The 19,175-nt window shown below is 62.7% G+C and carries 20 protein-coding genes and 1 tRNA gene; 14 read left to right on the top strand and 7 right to left on the bottom strand.

The features are described 5' to 3' along the window. Position 1 precedes the first annotated feature (1 nt). Positions 2 to 73 (bottom strand) — tRNA-Val (locus DXY03_RS07300). Between the two features lie 58 nt (positions 74 to 131). Between DXY03_RS07300 and DXY03_RS07295 the strand changes: the two genes are divergently transcribed. Continuing rightward, complete coding sequence (locus DXY03_RS07295; protein ID WP_115009984.1) at positions 132 to 614, top strand: metal-binding protein; 483 nt, start codon at positions 132 to 134, stop codon at positions 612 to 614. Between the two features lie 33 nt (positions 615 to 647). Beyond that, positions 648 to 1,481: a nucleoside triphosphate pyrophosphohydrolase gene (gene mazG, locus DXY03_RS07290; protein ID WP_115009816.1), complete on the top strand. Its 834-nt coding sequence runs from the start codon at positions 648 to 650 to the stop codon at positions 1,479 to 1,481. On the opposite strand, the gene arfB is transcribed toward mazG, so the two are convergent. After that, positions 1,478 to 1,909: an alternative ribosome rescue aminoacyl-tRNA hydrolase ArfB gene (gene arfB, locus DXY03_RS07285; protein WP_115009815.1), complete on the bottom strand. Its 432-nt coding sequence runs from the start codon at positions 1,907 to 1,909 to the stop codon at positions 1,478 to 1,480. The two genes, mazG and arfB, sit on opposite strands and share 4 nt — an antisense overlap. 269 nt (positions 1,910 to 2,178) lie before the next feature. Between arfB and speE the strand changes: the two genes are divergently transcribed. Both speE and speB read left to right on the top strand, forming a co-directional pair. After that, positions 2,179 to 3,021, top strand: coding sequence for a polyamine aminopropyltransferase (speE, locus tag DXY03_RS07280; RefSeq protein ID WP_115009814.1), 843 nt, complete (start codon positions 2,179 to 2,181; stop codon positions 3,019 to 3,021). Continuing rightward, positions 3,018 to 3,896 (top strand): agmatinase, encoded by an 879-nt coding sequence (gene speB, locus DXY03_RS07275; protein ID WP_115009813.1) that lies wholly within the window; start codon positions 3,018 to 3,020, stop codon positions 3,894 to 3,896. Before speE ends, speB begins: the two co-directional genes overlap by 4 nt. Here the strand turns inward: speB and DXY03_RS07270 are convergent. Both DXY03_RS07270 and DXY03_RS07265 read right to left on the bottom strand, forming a co-directional pair. Then, positions 3,890 to 4,285, bottom strand: coding sequence for a cyclic nucleotide-binding domain-containing protein (locus tag DXY03_RS07270; RefSeq protein ID WP_115009812.1), 396 nt, complete (start codon positions 4,283 to 4,285; stop codon positions 3,890 to 3,892). The genes speB and DXY03_RS07270 overlap by 7 nt on opposite strands. An 84-nt stretch (positions 4,286 to 4,369) precedes the next feature. Continuing rightward, complete coding sequence (locus tag DXY03_RS07265) at positions 4,370 to 4,582, bottom strand: hypothetical protein (protein WP_115009811.1); 213 nt, start codon at positions 4,580 to 4,582, stop codon at positions 4,370 to 4,372. Positions 4,583 to 4,712: 130 nt separating this feature from the next. Here DXY03_RS07265 and gcvT point away from each other — a divergent pair, with 130 nt between their 5' ends. The 9 genes from gcvT (at position 4,713) to DXY03_RS07220 (ending at position 14,976) form a co-directional block, all read left to right on the top strand. Next, entirely contained in the window at positions 4,713 to 5,816 is a 1,104-nt protein-coding gene (gcvT, locus tag DXY03_RS07260; protein WP_115009810.1) for a glycine cleavage system aminomethyltransferase GcvT, read from the top strand. A gap of 49 nt (positions 5,817 to 5,865) precedes the next feature. Beyond that, positions 5,866 to 7,695: an aspartate--tRNA ligase gene (aspS, locus tag DXY03_RS07255; protein WP_115009809.1), complete on the top strand. Its 1,830-nt coding sequence runs from the start codon at positions 5,866 to 5,868 to the stop codon at positions 7,693 to 7,695. A gap of 102 nt (positions 7,696 to 7,797) precedes the next feature. Then, positions 7,798 to 8,931, top strand: coding sequence for an RpoD/SigA family RNA polymerase sigma factor (locus DXY03_RS07250; RefSeq protein ID WP_114988733.1), 1,134 nt, complete (start codon positions 7,798 to 7,800; stop codon positions 8,929 to 8,931). Positions 8,932 to 8,995: 64 nt separating this feature from the next. Then, positions 8,996 to 10,645 carry a CTP synthase gene (locus tag DXY03_RS07245; RefSeq protein WP_115009808.1) on the top strand — a complete coding sequence of 550 codons (1,650 nt, stop codon included), beginning with the start codon at positions 8,996 to 8,998 and terminating at the stop codon, positions 10,643 to 10,645. Between the two features lie 9 nt (positions 10,646 to 10,654). Beyond that, complete coding sequence (locus tag DXY03_RS07240; protein ID WP_115009807.1) at positions 10,655 to 11,272, top strand: 7-carboxy-7-deazaguanine synthase QueE; 618 nt, start codon at positions 10,655 to 10,657, stop codon at positions 11,270 to 11,272. 68 nt (positions 11,273 to 11,340) lie between these two features. Continuing rightward, positions 11,341 to 12,195, top strand: coding sequence for an NAD(P)-dependent oxidoreductase (locus DXY03_RS07235; RefSeq protein ID WP_115009806.1), 855 nt, complete (start codon positions 11,341 to 11,343; stop codon positions 12,193 to 12,195). Beyond that, entirely contained in the window at positions 12,192 to 12,872 is a 681-nt protein-coding gene (gene queC, locus DXY03_RS07230) for a 7-cyano-7-deazaguanine synthase QueC (protein WP_115009805.1), read from the top strand. Before DXY03_RS07235 ends, queC begins: the two co-directional genes overlap by 4 nt. Beyond that, complete coding sequence (locus tag DXY03_RS07225) at positions 12,869 to 14,167, top strand: anthranilate synthase component I family protein (RefSeq protein WP_115009804.1); 1,299 nt, start codon at positions 12,869 to 12,871, stop codon at positions 14,165 to 14,167. The genes queC and DXY03_RS07225 overlap by 4 nt, the downstream gene beginning before the upstream one ends. Continuing rightward, positions 14,164 to 14,976 (top strand): aminotransferase class IV, encoded by an 813-nt coding sequence (locus tag DXY03_RS07220; protein WP_115009803.1) that lies wholly within the window; start codon positions 14,164 to 14,166, stop codon positions 14,974 to 14,976. The genes DXY03_RS07225 and DXY03_RS07220 overlap by 4 nt, the downstream gene beginning before the upstream one ends. A 19-nt stretch (positions 14,977 to 14,995) precedes the next feature. Here DXY03_RS07220 and DXY03_RS07215 read toward each other — a convergent pair whose 3' ends face one another. Further along, positions 14,996 to 15,787 carry an HAD-IIB family hydrolase gene (locus DXY03_RS07215; protein ID WP_115009802.1) on the bottom strand — a complete coding sequence of 264 codons (792 nt, stop codon included), beginning with the start codon at positions 15,785 to 15,787 and terminating at the stop codon, positions 14,996 to 14,998. Then, the gene (locus tag DXY03_RS07210) at positions 15,784 to 17,511 is read right to left on the bottom strand and encodes an alpha-amylase family glycosyl hydrolase (RefSeq protein WP_115009801.1); all 1,728 of its coding nucleotides are present in this window, start codon (positions 17,509 to 17,511) and stop codon (positions 15,784 to 15,786) included. The genes DXY03_RS07215 and DXY03_RS07210 overlap by 4 nt, the downstream gene beginning before the upstream one ends. 69 nt (positions 17,512 to 17,580) lie before the next feature. Here DXY03_RS07210 and DXY03_RS07205 point away from each other — a divergent pair, with 69 nt between their 5' ends. Next, a complete protein-coding gene (locus tag DXY03_RS07205) occupies positions 17,581 to 18,831 on the top strand; it encodes a glycosyl transferase (protein WP_115009800.1) in 1,251 nt (416 codons plus the stop codon). 17 nt (positions 18,832 to 18,848) lie between these two features. Here DXY03_RS07205 and DXY03_RS07200 read toward each other — a convergent pair whose 3' ends face one another. Further along, positions 18,849 to 19,127 carry a hypothetical protein gene (locus DXY03_RS07200; protein ID WP_371637702.1) on the bottom strand — a complete coding sequence of 93 codons (279 nt, stop codon included), beginning with the start codon at positions 19,125 to 19,127 and terminating at the stop codon, positions 18,849 to 18,851. Between the last annotated feature and the right edge of the window lie 48 nt (positions 19,128 to 19,175).

Below are 19,175 nucleotides of genomic sequence, written 5' to 3'. Positions count from 1 at the left end.
ATGGGCGATACTGGGATCGAACCAGTGACAATCTCCTTGTAAGGGAGGTGCTCTACCGCTGAGCTAATCGCCCCACCGGGCAGATTCTGCCCTAACGCGTCAGCTTGGGGACGCACAGCAGCTCCGAAGGCTTGGCAACGGGTCACCGCCACGACCAGAGCATCTGGGTTCTGAGCCTCCCGCTCGGGATCGCTGTGGGCTTGGTGCTGGGCATCAAGGCAGCACTGATCGCATCAGCAAGCTGTTGGGCCGGTGGCTTGTGGCTGTCCCCTGACCTGGACACCCGCTCCAATGCGCTGCGGCGGTGGGGAGCCCTCGGCTTTCTCTGGTGGCCCTACCGCCTGCTGGTTCCCCATCGCTCGCTCTGGTCCCATGGTCCGCTGCTGGGAACAACCGCGCGCCTGGCGGTGCTGCTCACCTGGTGCCTGATCGTGACCATGGCGGTTCCAGCACTCTCACCAGCGGTGCTGCTGACAACGCTCCAGCAACTGATGCGTCAGCACCCACGGGAGTTCATCGCCCTGCTTGTGGGCTTGGAGGGCAGTGCCTGGATCCACCTGATCCTCGATGGCGACCCCTGGCCCCATGAATGGTCGAAGAAACGACAGCGATGAGAAGGTGGGCGTTGCCCCAGTTGTTGCCCCGGCATGGCCAACGCTCCTTCTGACGCCATCCAGCGACTGATCGATGTTGTGGCCCAACTCAGGGATCCAGCAACGGGCTGTCCCTGGGATCTGGAGCAGACCCATGCCTCGCTGGTGCCCTACGTGCTGGAAGAGGCCCACGAAGTGGCCGATGCGATCCGCCAGGGCAGCGATGCCCATATGAAGGAGGAGCTTGGGGATCTGCTGCTGCAGGTGGTGCTGCATGCCCAGATCGCTCGGGAGCAGCAGCGCTTTGATCTGGATGCGATTGCCGATGGCATCAGCGACAAACTGATCCGCCGTCACCCCCATGTGTTCGGCGATGCCGTCGCCAGCACCAGTGACGAGGTGCGACGCAGTTGGGAGGCCATCAAGCTCCAGGAGCAGGCCGAGTCCCTGGCGGGCTCCTCCAGCCCCCTCAGCGACCGGCTCAGAGCCAAGGTGCGGGGCCTGCCGGCCCTGGCTGGGGCCATGACCATTTCCAAGAAAGCGGCCAAAGCCGGCTTCGAGTGGGATGACATGGCCGGCGTCTGGGAGAAGGTCCATGAGGAGCTGGACGAACTCAAGGAGGCGGTGGCCAACGGCGACAAAAGTCATGCCCAGGAGGAACTGGGCGATCTGCTGTTCACCCTGGTGAATGTGGCCCGTTGGTGCAGCATCGAACCCGAGGAGGGTCTCGCCGGCACGAATCAACGCTTCCTCGACCGCTTCTCCCGCGTTGAAGCTGCCCTGGAAGGGGATCTGCAGGGCCGCAGCATCAACGAATTGGAAGCCCTCTGGAAACAGGCCAAAGCGGCGATCCGAGCAGAACACTCGCCCACCTCTGGATCCGATTAGTCGTCCAGGGAGGGACGACTGCGCCGTTGACGCTTGAGGTCACCACGCTTTTTCTTCGTGTCCAAGCGCCGCTTCACAGCACCACGACCCGGCCGGGTGGCCTTTCGGGCACGCGGTGCTGGCTGCAAGCCCTCCCGCAGCAGCTCCCCCATGCGATGCAGAGCCTTCTGTCGGTTCTGCCATTGGGAGCGTTCTTCTGCGACCACAACCCGTAGGCAGCCCTCCACCAAACGGGTCTGGAAGTGCTCCAGCAATCGGGCCCGGCGAAATGGACCCAGACAAGAACAGTTCGCTAGATCCAGAAGCAATTCCACACGGGAATCGGTGGTGTTGACCCCCTGCCCGCCGGGGCCGGATGAGCGGCTGAACCGCCAGCGCAGCTCCCTGGACGGAATGGTCAACCGCTCGTTCACCACCAGATCTTGCACCAGCCATCTCCTGGCTCAAGAACAACAGGATGCTCCCACCAGGTTGATGCTTCGAAGAGGGAGCACCTGCACCAACCCTGACCCCTACCGATAAAACAAAAGCCTTGATCTGACGAAAAAGGCTTTAGAGCTGCCCTCTTCCACAGCAGCTCCCCAACCAAGCACATTCGACCTCCACATCTTGCGTTCGTCAATCCCAAGAGCACCACATCTGGTGTTTGGGAACAGCCCCACCGGGTCCTTAGCTGGAGAGATGCCCACCGCGCCCCATGAGCAGCTGGATTGACGAAGAACACCGCGGCGTCCGCTATGGATTGAAGGGAGAGGTGCTGGTCGAGGAGACCAGTCCGTTCCAGCGGATCAGCGTGATTCGCAGTGAACGCTACGGGCGGGGGCTGCTCCTGGATGGCTGTTGGATGACGGCGGAGCAGCAGGAACGCCACTACCACGAGGCCTTGGTGCACCCAGCTCTGTGCAGCGCCCGCTCGAACGAGCGAATTCTGGTGATCGGAGGCGGGGACGGCGGCACCGCTCGGGAATGCCTGCGCCACCCAGGCGTCCAGCGGCTGGACATGGTGGAGATTGACGGGCGTGTGGTGGAACTCAGCCGGGAACACCTTCCCGACATTGGCGGATCCGCCTGGAGCGATCCGCGATTCCAGCTCACGGTGGGGGATGGCATCGCCTGGGCCGCCGAGGCTGAGGCTCAGAGCTACGACGTTGTCTTGGTAGATGGCTCTGACCCCGCCGGACCCGCAGAAGGACTGTTCAACCGAGCTTTCTTTGAAAACTGCCGACGGCTGCTCAAGCCGGGGGGCGTGTTTGGCACACAAAGTGAATCTCCTGAAGCCTTCCGGGATGTCCACATCGCCATGGTTCGGCTGTTGCGCGAGGTGTTTGACCACGCCGACCCGCTCTATGGCTGGGTGCCGATGTACCCAAGCGGCTGGTGGAGCTGGACCTTCGCCGCGATGGAAACACCCCGCTACCGCAGTCCCGATCCCGAGCGCATCAAAACCGTTGCCGCAGGCTGCAAAATCTGGTCACCGCGCTGGCAGCGAGGTGCCATGGACGCCATCCCCGCCTTCGTCGAACGGGAGCTGCAGTCATGACTGCACCCCAGTTCAGTGAGCTGTTTGACAGCGACGGAACCATTTTTATGGGCTCCCGGCGCGACCCTGCCGGCTGCCGCGTTGGCCTCTTCGGGGTCCCGTACGACGGCACCACGTCCTTTCGCCCAGGCACTCGCTTCGGGCCCGCCGCCATACGAGAGGTGAGCACTGGCCTGGAAACCTATTGCCCGCAACTCAACCTGGATCTGGAGGATCTCGACTTTGCCGATCTCGGTGCCGTTGAGATTCCCTTTGGCAACCCTGAGCCCGTTCTGAGCAAGGTGAAGCAGGCCACCGAAGCCGTGCTCGCCCTGGGCCTCAAGCCCCTGATGCTGGGCGGGGAGCATTCGATCAGCTCCGGCGCCGTGGCTGCCGTGGCGCAACGCCACCCCGATCTGGTGCTCCTGCAGCTGGATGCCCATGCCGATCTCAGGGACAGCTGGCTGGGGGCCCGTCACAGCCATGCCTGCGCCATGCGCCGCTGCTTGGACATCCTTCCCAGTCAGACGCTGTTTCAACTCGCGATCCGCAGTGGAACACGGGAGGAATTCAACGAACTGCACGAGAGCGGTCGGCTCATGCCCAGCATCGATGCCCTTGAACAGGTGCTCGCTCCCTTGAAGAGAAAACCCATTTATCTCACCGTCGACCTGGACTGGTTTGATCCCGCCGTTCTGCCGGGAACCGGCACACCGGAACCCGGTGGTTACCAGTGGTCTGATTTCGCCAACCTGGTGGAGGTTCTGCGGGAGCATCAGCTGGTCGCAGCCGATGTGGTGGAACTGGCACCACAACTCGACACCAGCGGCATCAGCTCCGTGCTGGCCGCCAAGGTGACCCGCAGCCTGCTGCTGCTCCTGGGTGGCGATCAATAGAAGTGACGGGCATCAGCCCGCTGCTGCCGCAAACGGCTGTGCTGCTTGCTGAGCAATTGCAGCACCAGCGTTGGGTGCCGATGGATGAGCGCCAGAAAATTGGAGCGGCTCAGGCGGAACAACGAAACAGGCGTCACCGCTGTGGCATCACGGCTGTGACACTCGGCGCCATCCACCAGATCCTCATAGAAAAACAATTCACCGGAACCAAAGCGAATGCGGTTCAACGGACCACTGCTCAGTTCCATCCATCCCCGTTCAATCACATGGATGAACTGCACAGGCTCACCGGCACTGAAAACAGTTGCGCCGGTGGGAAGGGTCAGGCGATCCACCTCAGGCTGTTCCTGGATCAGTCCCAGAGGAGTCAGCGGAGCTGAGGCAGACAAGGCAACAACCGGGATTGGCTGCAGTATCCCGTGCTAATCCGGTGGAGGCCATCAGCAATGGCGGAGACGTGGATGGATCAAGGCTCACGTCAAGCTGCGATCCAGCTCCAGCTGACGCTCTCCAACACCGCTGCTCTGCAGAGCCGGAAGCTTGGGGGAACGGGGGGTCCAGTGGTGACAGACCATCAGATCTGCAATCTCGGCATGCACCTCCAACCGGCGCAGACGGCACCACCCCTTCGCACCTGCCGGCAGGGTGCAGTACTGACAACTGCGACAGCAGGAGCTGGCGGCCAAACAAGCGCTCCGGAAACGCGCTCAAGCTAGTGACGGTCTGCGAAACGGACCATGGACAGGGGCAAATTTCCGGGTTCCCTTCCGGATCGTGAAGCCCTCCATAAGAATGCGCTTCTCATCGGCCGCCCCCATGTCCCTGCAGCGCACTCCCCTGTTCGAGTCCTGCCGCAGCGCCGGAGGCCGCATGGTGCCGTTTGCAGGCTGGGAGATGCCGGTTCAGTTCAGCGGCCTGATCCAGGAGCACAAGGCCGTTCGCGAACGGGTCGGCATGTTTGATATATCCCACATGGGAGTGCTGCGCCTCGAAGGTGCCAATCCCAAGGATGCGCTGCAACGGCTGATCCCCAGCGACCTGCACCGCATCGGTCCCGGCGAAGCCTGCTACTCGGTTCTGCTGAACGAGCGCGGCGGCATTCGCGACGACCTCATCGTTTACGACTGCGGTGCCATTGATGCCGAACGGGGTGCGCTGGTGCTGGTGATCAATGCCGCCTGCGCCGACAGCGACACCGCCTGGATCCGTGAACAGATGGAGCCCGCTGGCCTGACGGTGACCGACATCAAAAAAGACGGAGTCCTGCTCGCTCTGCAGGGTCCTGAGGCCATGGGTTTGCTGCAGGAGCTGAGCGGCGAAGACCTCAGCGGCTTGCCCCGCTTCGGCCACCGGATGCTCAAACTCGAGGGCCTGAGCCAACCGGTGTTCAGTGCTCGCACGGGCTACACCGGCGAAGACGGTGCCGAGCTGCTGCTCAACGCCGACGACGGACAGAAGCTCTGGCAGCTTTTGCTCGATCGCGGTGTCACTCCCTGCGGCCTGGGGGCACGGGACACCTTGCGGCTGGAGGCCGCCATGCACCTTTACGGCCAGGACATGAACGACAAAACCAATCCCTTCGAGGCCGGGTTGGGTTGGCTCGTGCACCTGGAAATTCCCGTGGATTTTGTGGGCCGACAGGCGCTGGAGCAGGCGGCGGAATCCGGCCCGGCCAAACGCCTGGTGGGGCTCAAGCTGCAGAGTCGTGCCATCGCCCGCCACGACTACCCCGTGATGCACAACGGAGAAACGGTGGGCATCGTCACCAGCGGCACCTGGTCACCCACCTTGGAAGAAGCGATCGCCCTGGCCTACGTGCCGCCGTCCCTCGCCAAGCTCGGCACCGAACTGAGCGTTGAGATCCGCGGCAAGGCCCAGCCGGCAACGGTCGTTCGCAAGCCCTTCTACAAACGCGCCTGAAACTCACCGCTGCTGTGGGAAACTCGCACTTCTCCAGTTGAGACATCCCATGCGCAGCAACGGTTGCGGCGACCTGCGCGAACAGAACATTGATCAGCAGGTGCAACTGTGCGGCTGGGTGGATCGACGCCGTGATCACGGCGGGGTGATTTTCATCGACCTGCGGGACCGCAGCGGCACGGTGCAGATCACGGTGGACCCCGATCTGGGCGCCGACGCCTTCGCCGTCGCCGAGCATCTGCGCAGCGAAACCGTGCTGCAGGTTGAAGGGAAAGTCCGGGCCCGACCCGGCGACTCCCTGAACGACAAGCTGGCGACGGGAGCCGTGGAAGTGCTCGCCAGCGGCATCACCGTGCTGAACAGCGTGAAAGGCAACCTGCCCTTCCCCGTGTCGGTGCACGACGAGGAGAACACCCGCGAAGAACTGCGGCTGCGCCACCGCTATCTGGATCTGCGCCGCAAGCGCATGAACGACAACCTGCGGCTGCGGGCCCAGACCATCCAGGCCGCCCGTCGCTTCCTGGAGGACGCAGGCTTCATCGAGGTGGAGACCCCGGTGCTGACCCGCTCCACGCCGGAAGGCGCCCGCGATTACGTGCTGCCCAGCCGGGTCTGCGGCGGCGAATGGTTCGCCCTGCCCCAGTCCCCCCAGTTGTTCAAGCAGCTGCTGATGGTGGGCGGCATCGAGCGGTACTACCAGGTGGCCCGCTGTTTCCGCGACGAAGACCTGCGGGCCGATCGCCAGCCGGAATTCACCCAGCTGGACATCGAGATGAGCTTCATGGATCAGGAGCAGATCCTGGAGCTGAACGAATCACTGATCTGCGCCATCTGGAAGGCCGTGAAGGGCATCGAACTGCCGCGGCCCTTCCCACGCATGACCTGGCATGACGCCATGGAGCGCTATGGCACCGACCGACCCGACACCCGCTACGGCATGGAGCTCACCAAAGTGAGCGACATCGTGAAGGACATGGGCTTCAAGGTGTTCAGTGGCGCCGTGAAGTCCGGCGGCGCTGTGAAGTGCATCGCGGTGCCCGGCGGCAACGATGCGGTGAGCAACGTCCGGATCAAGCCGGGTGGTGATGTGTTCAGCGAAGCACAGAAAGCTGGTGCCGGTGGCCTGGCCTTCATCCGGGTGCGCGACGGCGGTGAGATCGACACGATCGGCGCCATCAAGGACAACCTCAGCGATGAGCAGAAGCAGGAGCTGCTCAGCCGCACCGGCGCGGAACCCGGCACCCTGCTGCTGTTCGGTGCCGGCGACACCGCCACGGTGAACAAGGCCCTCGACAGGGTGCGCCAGTACCTGGCCAAGGAGCTGGGCATGGTGAAGGCCGACCGGGACAACGACCAGTGGAACTTCCTCTGGGTGGTGGACTTCCCGATGTTCGAGTTCAACAGCGACGAGAACCGTTACGAGGCCCTGCACCACCCCTTCTGCGCGCCCAATGCGGAGGATCTCGGCAGCGATGCATCGAAGTGGGCCGAAACCCTGCCCGGAGCCAGGGCCCAGGCTTACGACCTTGTGCTCAATGGCCTTGAGCTCGGCGGCGGCTCCCTGCGCATCCATGACTCCGCCCTGCAGCGCCAGGTGTTGCAGACGGTTGGATTGCCTCTCGAGGAGGCCCAGGAGCAGTTCGGCTTCCTGATGGACGCTCTCGATATGGGCGCACCGCCCCACGGCGGCCTGGCCTTCGGTGTGGACCGGATGGTGATGCTGCTGGCCGGCGAGGAGTCGATCCGCGACACCATTGCCTTCCCCAAGACCCAGCAGGCCCGCTGCCTGATGACCAGTGCCCCAGGAGGCGTGGCCGATAAACAGCTGGAGGAACTGCACGTGACCAGCACCTGGGTTGAACCTGACGAAGAAGACTGACCGCAGCCACTGGGCTGAGCAGATCCCGAAGGGAATCAGCGCATTTGTCGCACCGCGGCCAACGGCGAGGAACCCTGAAGTTGGACTTCACAAGGCCAGCTTTTGCCCAGCAAGCCCCGACGGACCGGGGGGACCCGTGAGCGCCGCAGCAGCGGCACAACGGATCTGCTGCGGCTTTATCTCCAGGACATCGGCCGGGTCGACCTGCTCACCAATGAGGAGGAGGTCACCCTGGCCCGCCTGGTGCAGCGCCGCGAAGCACTGCTGCTCCAGCAACGGGAGCTGGCTGAGAGCGATGCCGCCATCGGTGAACTGCACCGTCTCGAAGAACTGCAACGCCGGGAAGCCAACCAGCACAGCCACTGGCCAACCAAGCAGGAATGGGCCCGAGCGGCAGGACTGCCCTTGCCCGAGTTGCAGCAGCGGATTGACCTGGGCTATCAGGCCTGGGCTGAGCAGGCCCAGCTGGAGGCTAAGGATCTGAAGCTGGCCCTCCGCAACGGGCGGCGAGCCAAAGACCACATGATTCAGGCCAACCTGCGCCTGGTGGTGGCGGTGGCCAAGAAGTACCAGCAGCGGGGCATGGAAATCCTGGACCTGGTCCAGGAGGGAACGCTCGGGCTGGAGCGGGCCGTGGAAAAGTTCGATCCCACCCGCGGTTTCCGGTTCAGCACCTACGCCTACTGGTGGATCCGCCAGGGCATCACCCGGGCCATCGCCACCCAGAGCCGGACGATCCGTTTGCCCGTTCACGTCACCGAAAAACTGAACCGGATCAAACGGGTCCAGCAGGAGATTGCAAGCAACGAAGGACGCATTGCCTCGATCGCGGATCTGGCGCGCGAATTGGGCATCAGTGAAGACACCGTGCGCCAGACCCTGGCCCGGGTGCCCCGCTCAGTGTCTCTGGACACCCGTGTCGGCCGCGAACAGGACACCCAGCTCGGAGATCTGATCGAGGACGGCCATGCCACCCCGGAGCAGACCCTCACCCACGACGAACTCCACAACGATCTGGAGGATCTCCTGGATGAACTCACCAGTCGGGAGGCCGCTGTCCTGCGCCGGCGCTTCGGCTTGGAGGACGACACGCCCCAGACCCTGGCCCAGATCGGGGAAGAGCTGAAACTCTCAAGGGAGCGCGTTCGTCAGATCGAAACCCGCGCCCTGCTCAAACTGCGGCAACCCCAACGACGCAGCAAAGTCCGGGACTACATCCAGGGCCTGGATTCCTAAAACACCGGTTCCCCCTGGAGCCCATGACCGACGCCAGCTAATTTGAAGAGTCGCCCGGCAGGTCATGGCCAAATTCGTCTTCATCACCGGTGGTGTGGTGTCCAGCATTGGCAAGGGAATCGTGGCGGCGAGCCTCGGCCGGTTGCTGAAGTCGCGGGGCTACAACGTTTCGATTCTCAAGCTGGATCCCTACCTGAATGTGGATCCCGGGACGATGAGCCCGTTCCAGCATGGTGAGGTCTTCGTCACCGAAGACGGCGCCGAAACCGATCTCGACCTGGGCCATTACGAGCGCTTCACCGACACGGCGATGTCACGCCTGAACAGCGTGACCACCGGCTCGATCTACCAATCGGTGATCAACAAGGAGCGCCGCGGCGACTACAACGGCGGCACCGTTCAGGTGATTCCCCACATCACCGGCGAGATCCGCGAGCGCATCCACCGGGTTGCCTCCAACAGCAATGCCGATGTAGTGATCACGGAAATCGGCGGCACCGTGGGTGATATCGAATCACTGCCCTTCCTCGAAGCCATCCGTGAGTTTCGGGAGGACGTGGGTCGCAACGACCTGGCCTACATCCACGTCACCCTGCTGCCCTTCATCGGCACCTCCGGCGAACTCAAAACCAAGCCCACACAACACTCGGTCAAGGAACTGCGTTCGATCGGCATCCAGCCGGATGTGCTCGTCTGCCGCAGTGATCGCGACATCAGCGACGATCTCAAGCGGAAAATCGGCGGCTTCTGCGGGGTGCCCACCCGCGCCGTAATTCCCTCCCTGGATGCCGACAGCATCTATGCCGTGCCGCTGATCCTTGAGCAGGAGGGTCTGTGCCGTGAAGTGCTGGACGTGCTGAACCTCACGGACCATGACAGCGACATGGCGGCATGGGAACAACTGGTCAACAAGCTGCGCAATCCCGGCCCATCGGTGAAGGTTGCCCTGGTGGGCAAGTACGTGCAGCTGAACGACGCCTATCTCTCCGTCGTCGAAGCGCTGCAGCATGCCTGCATTGCCCAGGATGCCTCCCTCGACCTGCACTGGGTCTGCGCCGAACAGATAGAAGCGGACGGCACCGATGCACTCCTGCGCGGAATGGACGCCGTCGTCGTGCCTGGTGGCTTCGGCAACCGTGGAGTCGATGGAAAGATTGCAGCGATTCGCTGGGCCCGGGAACAACGGGTGCCATTCCTTGGGCTCTGTCTTGGGATGCAAACCGCAGTGATCGAGTGGGCTCGCAACCAAGCCGGCCTCACCGAGGCCACCAGTGCTGAATTAAACGAAAACACGCCCCATCCCGTGATTCACCTGCTGCCGGAACAGCAGGACGTGGTCGACCTGGGCGGCACGATGCGCCTTGGGGTCTACCCCTGCAGGATTGCGCCGGGAACCCTCGCCCAGAGGCTCTACGGAGACGAGGTGGTCTATGAACGCCACCGCCACCGCTACGAATTCAACAACTCCTATCGCAATCTTTTCCTGGAATCCGGATATGTGGTGAGCGGCACGTCCCCGGATGGACGCCTGGTGGAGTTGATCGAACTGAAAGGGCATCCGTTCTTCACCGCCTGCCAGTACCACCCCGAATTCCTCTCCCGGCCTGGACAACCCCATCCGTTGTTCCGGGGATTGATCGAAGCGGCCCAACAACGCCTTCCGGATTCACCGGCTCAGGCCCTGCGTCAACAGGGGGACATTGCGATCCCATGAACCGCGTCGATGGCTGACTCCCAGCGTCTCCCGGTGGTGGAAACATTCCATTCCCTGCAGGGAGAGGGCCACCATGCCGGACGCAGTGCATTTTTCATTCGGCTCGCGGGCTGCACCGTGGGCTGTCCCTGGTGCGACACCAAGCACTCATGGCCGGCCCAAGGGCACCCTGAGCAGCCCGTCGATGCCTTGGCTGATGCCGCCCAGATGGCTGCTGAAGCCGGGGCCAGCTTCGTTGTGATCACCGGTGGAGAACCGTTGCATCACGATCTACAGCCCCTCACCCAGAGCCTCGATGCGCGATGCGGTCTCCCCCTGCATCTGGAAACCAGCGGGGTGGATCCACTCAGCGGACGCTTCGATTGGATCACCCTCTCGCCAAAACGCCACCGCCCCCCACGGCAAGAGCTTTTGCAGGCCTGCCATGAGCTGAAAGTTGTGGTGCATGGCCCGGAAGACATCAGCTTCGCTGCAGCCATGGCATCCAAGTGCGAGGACGACACAGAGCGGCTGCTGCAGCCGGGCTGGGAGAGCAGCATCGGAGAAGCCCTGGCTGTGGAGCATGTGCGTCAACACGCCCAATGGCGCCTCAGCCTGCAAAGCCACAAATGGCTTGGAATCCGCTGAAGGAGGCCGTTGAGGGCAGGGTCTGCTCCACTACGTTGAGGTTGAACAGAATTTGATCACCTGAGCCCATGACCTCAGTGGCCGTTCTGGGCACAGGCCTCCTCGGAACGGCGATCGCAACGCGATTGCTTGAGCAGGGTCTCAACGTCCACGTCTGGAATCGCGACCCCTCCCGCATCGTCTCCCTCGTGGAGAAGGGTGCAACAGCGATCGACGATCTGGGGCAAGCCGCGAAAAACAACAGCATCTTGATCACCGTCTTGCGTGACGGGGCAGCAACGGCATCCGTGATCGGCACGATTGGGGATCTGCAGAGCTCAACGGTGATCCCGATGGGGACCATGGGAGTTGAGGAAAGCCGCAAGCTCGCCACACAGGTTGCGAACCAGGGAGGGCAGTATCTGGAAGCCCCGGTGCTCGGCAGCAAACCACAAGCGCTGAACGGATCCCTACTGGTGATGGCCGGCGGCGAAGAGCATGTCTTCGAAGAACACCGGGCACTCCTTTCTCATCTCTGCCAAGAGCCCCAGCTCGTGGGCCCCGTTGGCAGCGGCGCTGCCACCAAGCTGGCCCTCAATCAGTTGATCGCCAGCCTCACCCACAGCTTCTCCCTCTCCCTGCAACTGATTCAGCGGGCCGGCGTTCCTGTGGAAACGTTCATGGCCATCCTGCGGCCGTCAGCGCTCTACACCCCCACCTTCGACAAGAAGCTGCAACGGATGCTGGATCACAGCTACGCCGATCCCAACTTCAGCACCGCCCTACTGCGCAAAGACCTACGCCTGTTCCTGGAGGAGGCGACAACGGCTGGGCTCCAGGATCAGGGGTTGAGCGGATTGCTGTCCCTGCTTGAACAAGCCAAGGGCACCGAGCTGGATGAGCAGGACTACTGCGCCCTGCACGAACTCACGGTTCTGAGATGAGTCAACGCACTGCCATCGCGCTTCTGTCGGGAGGTTTGGATTCCGCCACCGCTGCGGCCCTCGCCCTTGAGCAAGGCGACCGCGTCATCGGCCTGTCCTTTGACTACGGCCAGCGCCATCGCCGCGAATTGGACGCCGCCGCTGCAGTTGCTGAACAGCTTGGCTTGGCAGAGCATCACTGCATCAGCGTGAATCTGGCCAGCTGGGGGGGCTCAGCCCTCACCGACGCCAGCATTTCGATCCCCACCGAGGGCGTGGAGGAAGGCCGCATCCCACCCACCTATGTGCCCGGGCGCAACACCGTGTTCATCTCCGTGGGCCTCAGCCTGGCGGAGGCTCGCGGAGCCGAAAGGTTGGTGCTGGGGGTGAATGCTGTCGATTACTCGGGGTATCCCGACTGCCGGCCCGACTACCTCAACGCTTTTCAGACCCTGGCCGACCTGGCCAGCAAAGCCGGTCGGGAGGGCCATGGCGCCCAACTCTGGGCACCGCTTGTGCAGTGGAGCAAGGTACGCATCGTTGAGGAAGCCCTTCGCCTGAGTGTTCCGATCGAAACAACCTGGAGTTGCTACAGCGGCGGCACGCACCCCTGCGGCGTCTGCGACAGCTGCCGCATTCGTGATGCAGCACTCCGCGAGGCAGGCCGGCCTGACCTCTGCAGTTCAACAGCGGCATGATCCGCCCCCAACGGCTTGAACTGCCCTGGCAGGAGCCCAAAGCGCTCGCGCACCAACTGGCCCATGCCTACGGCGAAGAAGGCCTGGTCTGGCTGGATGGCGACGGCAGCAACCTGGGCCGATGGGCCACCCTTGCGGTGGCACCCCAGGAGATCATCTGCTGCCGTGGCCTCCCTGGAGAGTCAGGAGCCGGCAATCCCTTCGAGGCACTGCGGGGGCTTGCCCCAGGGCATTGGTGCGGCTGGCTGAGCTATGAAGCCGCCGCCTGGGTGGAACCGGGAAACCCCTGGGCCAGCGATGGCATGGCCACGCTTTGGATCGCCCGCCACGATCCGGTGCTTCGCTTTGATCTCCAAAAGCGCAGGCTGTGGATCGAAGCCAGCAGCACGGCTGCTTTGGAACGCCTCACCCAACAGCTGACCTCCAGCCCTGAGCAGCCCAAAGACGAGCCCCAATCCATCCCCCTGACGGCCTGGAGTCACCACACCACACCCAAGCAGTACGCCGCAGGAGTGCAGCGCATCCGTGATCTGATCGCTGCAGGTGATCTCTTCCAAGCCAATCTCACGGCCTGTTGCAGCACAGCTTGGCCCCAGGGAGGCAGTGCCCTCGAGCTGTTTCTCACCCTGAGGCAGGCCTGTCCTGCCCCCTTTGCAGGGCTGATCATCAGCGACCAGAACGAGGCGTTGCTGTCATCGTCCCCGGAGCGTTTTCTGCAGGTGAGTGCTGATGGAGCCGTACAAACCCGGCCGATCAAAGGCACCAGGCCGCGCCATGGCGACCCCGAACAGGATGCAAATCTCGCCGCGGAACTCGTGTGCAGCGACAAGGACCGGGCCGAGAACGTGATGATCGTCGACCTGCTGCGTAACGACCTCGGTCGTGCCTGCCAGCCCGGTTCGATTCAGGTTCCCCAACTGGTGGGGCTCGAAAGTTATGCCTCCGTGCATCACCTCACCTCAGTCGTGGAGGGACAACTTCAGGCCGGATTGAGCTGGGTCGATCTCCTGGAAGCCAGTTGGCCTGGGGGGTCGATAAGCGGGGCGCCGAAACTGCGGGCCTGCCAACGTCTGCATGAGCTTGAGCCCACCAGCCGAGGGCCTTACTGCGGATCACTGCTGCGGGTCGACTGGGACGGCAGCTTCGACAGCAACATCTTGATTCGATCCTTACTGCGCCAAGGCGACACCCTGCGAGCCCATGCCGGCTGCGGAATCGTCGCCGACTCGGATCCCCTTGGCGAAGCAGAGGAGTTGATGTGGAAACTGCAGCCCTTGCTGGAGGCGCTGGCATGAGCACCGCTATCGCCTGGATCGAGGGTCAGTGGGGAACAGCAGCAAGCCTGCAGCTTCCCCTCAACGACCGCGCCCTGCTCCTGGCCGATGGCCTCTTTGAAACCGTGCTGATCCGCAACGGTGCACCGCAACTCCTGCAGGAGCATCTGCAGCGATGGAGCGACAGTGCTGCTCTACTGGGCATGGACCCGCCACCGCAGCGAAACGCGCTGGAGCCTCTGCTTGAAGATGCGATTCAACGCAGCCAACTGAGCGAAGCCGATGGAGCCCTGCGCCTCAACTGGAGCCGGGGCAGCTCACCTCAGCGCGGAATCGGACTGCCGGCCCCAGGTCACCACCGCTTTTGGCTCACGCTCCAGGCCTGCACACCAACATTTTCAGCCGTCACCACCATCACCAGTCGCCATGAGCGCCGCAACGCCTCCAGCCGCCTGAGCCTTTGCAAGACCTTTGCCTACGGGCAATCGATCCAGGCCCGCAGGGAAGCCCAGGAGCAAGGGGCCGACGACGCTCTGATCTTGAACACGGCTGGAGTCCTGTGCTGCGGAACGGCGGCCAATCTGCTGGTGCTGCGTCGCGGACAGTGGCTGACACCGCCGCTCAGCAGCGGCTGCCTCCCAGGGGTGATGCGGGGCCGTGCACTGGCCCAGGGCATCGCGGTGGAGACCGAGCTGGCGGCCACCTTCGATGCCGACGATCAGGCCGTTCTGATCAACAGCCTCAGCTGTCGACCGATCGCATCCCACAACGGTCAGCCCATGGCGGCAACCACTGCTGCAGTGGAGCTCTGGCAATCCTTGCTGGATTGAGTCAGGGGCCAGCGATGGCCTAGATCCGAAGAATCCGGCGCACAGCCTCATCCCAACCGTTGGCATGGGGGGCTGCCGCCAGCTGGAAACGCCCAGCCTCGATCCCGGAACGCAACGCGGGATGGGGGCCATCGGGCCCGGGCACAACGACAGCGATGTCAGCCACCTCGAGCAACGGCAGATCGTTGGGGGAATCCCCCAAGGCCAAGACCTGCACCTGCTCAGCACCCAGATGTAGCTTGAGGGTGGCCAAAGCCTTGCCTTTACTGATGTCTGGGCCCAGCAGGTGACCCATGCGGTTGCCCTGCACCACCGTCAGGCCCATCCGCTGAACCAGAACCTCAAGCCGGCGACGCCCCTCCGCCGAGGGCGGCACAAAAGGCACGCTGCAGCAGCGCCGCTGCGCCTGGCGCAAGGCTTCACCGCCAAGCCCCAACAACCGCTGCCCTTCCGCCTCACTGAGTTCATCCAACGGACGCAGGGGCTCACCCAACTCGGCCTGAAGACGCTGCAACTGAGGTTTCAGCGCCGTCCAATCCGGACCCAACGGCAGCTCCCAGAGCTCCCCTTCCGGAGTTTCCCCATGCACGGCGCCACCGTTTTCAACGATGTAGGGGTCATGCAGCCCCGCCTCGGCACGAAAGCCGCGCACTTCCTCGGCCGTTTTGCTGGTGCAGGGAATCACCGGAATCCGGTGCTGTTGCAGCTGACGGATCAGATCCTTAGCCGGCGACCAGTCGTAGCTGTGATCCAGCAAGGTGCCATCGAGATCAGTCACCACCCACCACGCCGGCTCGACACTCGCGGTCATGGCTGAACCAACCAACGCACCGCATAAGGCTCTAGCGAATGCGACTGATGTGGTTCGAACACATGACCGCTCAGGCAATCGGCCCAGGGCTGGTTCAGATCACCACCTAGGCCACTGAGGCGAAAGCTGAGACGCGCTGCCGTGATGTTGTGAACAGCCACCAGCGTTTCCCCCCCACGGGAGCGCCGCAGGATGACGCAATCACTCCGGCCCTCGCTCAGCACCGTCATCGGGGCATCCGGGTGCAAGGCCGGATGAACAGCCCGTTCGGCCAGAGCCCGCCGCAGCGCCGGCAACAGCGCAGAGACATCTGAATCGGGATCCGCCAGGCGGCGCTCCAGGGCCTGGGCCGTGAACTGGGGCCGATTCAGATCCCGGCGATGGCCCGTGCGACGAAAGCGGGTCAGATCATTGGGAGCCGCCAACAACGCCGGCAGATAGAAAGCGGGGACTCCTGGCAAGGCCAGGATCAACAGTTGGGTAAGCAGGAAGCGCTCCCGTTGGAGATAGGTGGGATCAATCCCGCCATCCGCCATGGCACTCCACCAGCTGATGTTGATTTCGTAGGGAACTTCGTCGCCGGAACTCAGCATCCTGTGGCTGACCAGTCCACCCCGTTGCTCACAGCCGATCAACAGCTGCAGCAAGCGCTTCTGGGGCATCAGGCCCTCCAACGGCCGTAAACCGATGCCGTCATGACAGGCGGTGAAATTGAGCAGGCCTGTCTGCGGCGGCAAGGCGGGCCAACGACTCAGCCAGGCATTAAGCAGATCGGCCCGACCACTGACGCTGGCCTCCAGCAGCAAGGGCGGCAGGGGAAAGTTGTAAGCGAGATGCGCTTCATCACCGCTTCTCAGATACGAGAGATTTTCCTGCTCCGGAACGTTGGTCTCGGTGACCACAACGCCATCGGGTCCCACCTGATCGAGCAGCAGACGCAGCACCCGCACCAGTTGATGGGCCTGCGGCAGATGGATGCATGAGGTATGGGGTTCCTTCCAGACAAAACCCACGGCATCCAGACGGATCCACCGCACCCCATGCCGGGCCATGCGTTGCATCAGCCGGGCAAAGCCAAGTAGCACCTCCGCACTGCGCCAGTTGAGATCCACCTGATCGGGGCCAAAGGTGGTCCAGACCTGACGCGCACCAACGGGGCCCCTCAATTGCGTGAACAGATTGGAACTGCGCGGACGAACCACATCCGCCCAGCAGGGATCCGGGGCTGCCTCGAGCACGCAGGAGCGGCCGGGCTGCTCATCGCGCATGAACTGCTGCACCCAAGGGTGAGAGGCCGACACGTGATTGAGAACGAGATCCGCCATCAGCCGTCGGCCCTGGGCCAGGGCGGCGAGATCACGCCAATCACCGAAACGCTGCTCAAGCGTCGTGTGGCTGGCCACGGCAAAACCGCCATCACTGGTGGATTGCAGAAACGGCAGCACATGAATCACCGCTGCGAAGGGCTGCAGATGGCGATCCACAAACGTCTTCAAGGCCTGAAGCCCAGGAAAACCCTGCTCACCAATGGTGTCCGCGTAGGTGATCAAGACCACATCGCCACCGTCCCAGCGATCGATGTGTTCTGCCATATCGCCATCTCCTGACGATTGGCTCAAGATCTGCAGCAATTGCGACGACAACTCCTTGCCATCCCCGGAAGAATCGTTGGGGTACAGATCGCCAAGCAGGGTCCGCAGCGTCTCGTCGCGCGGGGGCTGCATCACCTTCCTCCTCCAGACCTTTCAGGTATGGGGCAGGACTCTGACCTCTGTTGTTGCATCGAACACCACATGGATTTTCAGCAGGGCCTGATCAGCACCGTCCATGACTACAGCTTGGGCAATCTCGATGCTGTTGCCTTCAACCAGGAGCTGAGTCAGCGACCCACAACCCTGCTGATCCCCTGCCTGATGGAAGAATTCAGCCGCCCGGCCCTCGGCCTGATTCGAGACACACTTTCGGGCCTGAAGGGACTCAACGAACTGGTGGTGGCATTGGCGGCCACGAGCGCCGAAGACGTCAAAGCGGCGGAAAAATTTTTTGAAGGGATGCCCTTCCCCGTGCGGGTGCACTGGACCAACGGCCCCGCCGTGCGGGAGTTGCTCGAATCCGTCGGTGAACTGGGGCTCGACGTGACCGGACCACCGGGCAAGGGCTGGGCCGTATGGCAGGGATTAGGGGTGGCGTGCCAGAACGCTGAGGTGGTTGGGCTGTTCGATGCCGACATCAGAACCTTTGGATCGGCTTATCCAGAGCGCATGCTCCGCCCCCTGCTGGATCGGTCCCACGGCATTGCCTACGTGAAGGCGTTCTACAGCCGCCTTTCCCTCGAAACCCAAGCGCTTCAGGGCCGAGCCACCCGTCTGTTTGTTGGCCCACTGCTGGCCAGCCTGGAGCAGATTTTCGGACCTCTGCCCTACCTGTCGTACCTGCAATCCTTCCGCTATCCCCTGGCTGGTGAATTCGCATTCACCACCGATTTGGCGATGAATCTGCGCATCCCATCGGACTGGGGGCTGGAGGTGGGCCTGCTGTCTGAGGTGTATCGCCATGTGGCCTCCAGCCGAATCGCTCAAGTGGATCTGGGGTTGTTCGACCACAAACACAAGGAGCTGGGCCAACAACACAGCGAAGGCCTGCAGCGCATGGCGGGCGAAATTTTCGGCACGGTGTTGCGCGGCCTGATGGAACACGAAGGTTGCGTGATGTCGATGGATCAACTGCCGACCCTTGAAGTGCTGTACCGACGGGTTGGTGAGGATCGCGTAAGGCAGTTCGGCCTTGATTCAGCCATCAATCGGTTGCCTTACGACCGCCATGGCGAAGAACTGGCGGTTCAAAACTTCGCGGGCCTGCTGCGACCCGGCCTGGCCAAACTGATGCAGGCGCCGATTGCCCATCAGCTGCCCAGCTGGTCGCGACTGCGCAGTTGCAATTCAGCCCTTCAAGCTGATCTGGCCGCAGCAGGACAAGCAGATCGCACATCCCTGAAACGACCGAATCACAACCCGCAACGCATCACCTCTGAGCTCGCTGCTTGAAGCCAACGCATTGAGCCTCAGCCCAGCTGCTCCCGCTCTCGCGTGATCCAAACTGTTGCAGCGCGCTGGGAATGCCACGCCTGAAGCAATTGCTTGGCCAACACCTGCAACTGCTTTGGATCGATTGTTGATTCGATCGCGCGATTCATCCGCTCAACATCGAATTGCTGAGAAACACTCAAACCGATCGCTTTATCCATTCTGCAATTCCCATGATCGACAAAGCAATCATGCAAAAAGCGGCGAAAAAGAATTGTTTCAGCTGAAACGAAAGAGCCACTCTGTGCAATCTTCAAAAGGCTAGTGGGCGCTTACTTCTCAAAGCCCAGAGCAAAATCGTGACG

Source organism: Synechococcus sp. N5, from assembly GCF_900473925.1.
In the GTDB taxonomy this organism is placed as follows: domain Bacteria; phylum Cyanobacteriota; class Cyanobacteriia; order PCC-6307; family Cyanobiaceae; genus Parasynechococcus.
Note: the sequence above shows the minus strand (reverse complement) of the source record. Positions and strands in the feature narration are given on the sequence as shown.

Coding starts and splice junctions, on each gene's coding strand:
- DXY03_RS07235 (WP_115009806.1), top strand. CDS start 11,341: ATGACCTCAGTGGCCGTTCTGGGCACAGGCCTCCTCGGAACGGCGATC.
- mazG (WP_115009816.1), top strand. CDS start 648: ATGGCCAACGCTCCTTCTGACGCCATCCAGCGACTGATCGATGTTGTG.
- DXY03_RS07240 (WP_115009807.1), top strand. CDS start 10,655: ATGGCTGACTCCCAGCGTCTCCCGGTGGTGGAAACATTCCATTCCCTG.
- DXY03_RS07210 (WP_115009801.1), bottom strand. CDS start 17,511: ATGCAGCCCCCGCGCGACGAGACGCTGCGGACCCTGCTTGGCGATCTG.
- DXY03_RS07225 (WP_115009804.1), top strand. CDS start 12,869: ATGATCCGCCCCCAACGGCTTGAACTGCCCTGGCAGGAGCCCAAAGCG.
- queC (WP_115009805.1), top strand. CDS start 12,192: ATGAGTCAACGCACTGCCATCGCGCTTCTGTCGGGAGGTTTGGATTCC.
- DXY03_RS07220 (WP_115009803.1), top strand. CDS start 14,164: ATGAGCACCGCTATCGCCTGGATCGAGGGTCAGTGGGGAACAGCAGCA.
- DXY03_RS07215 (WP_115009802.1), bottom strand. CDS start 15,787: ATGACCGCGAGTGTCGAGCCGGCGTGGTGGGTGGTGACTGATCTCGAT.
- speB (WP_115009813.1), top strand. CDS start 3,018: ATGACTGCACCCCAGTTCAGTGAGCTGTTTGACAGCGACGGAACCATT.
- DXY03_RS07205 (WP_115009800.1), top strand. CDS start 17,581: ATGGATTTTCAGCAGGGCCTGATCAGCACCGTCCATGACTACAGCTTG.
- gcvT (WP_115009810.1), top strand. CDS start 4,713: ATGTCCCTGCAGCGCACTCCCCTGTTCGAGTCCTGCCGCAGCGCCGGA.
- speE (WP_115009814.1), top strand. CDS start 2,179: ATGAGCAGCTGGATTGACGAAGAACACCGCGGCGTCCGCTATGGATTG.
- DXY03_RS07245 (WP_115009808.1), top strand. CDS start 8,996: ATGGCCAAATTCGTCTTCATCACCGGTGGTGTGGTGTCCAGCATTGGC.
- aspS (WP_115009809.1), top strand. CDS start 5,866: ATGCGCAGCAACGGTTGCGGCGACCTGCGCGAACAGAACATTGATCAG.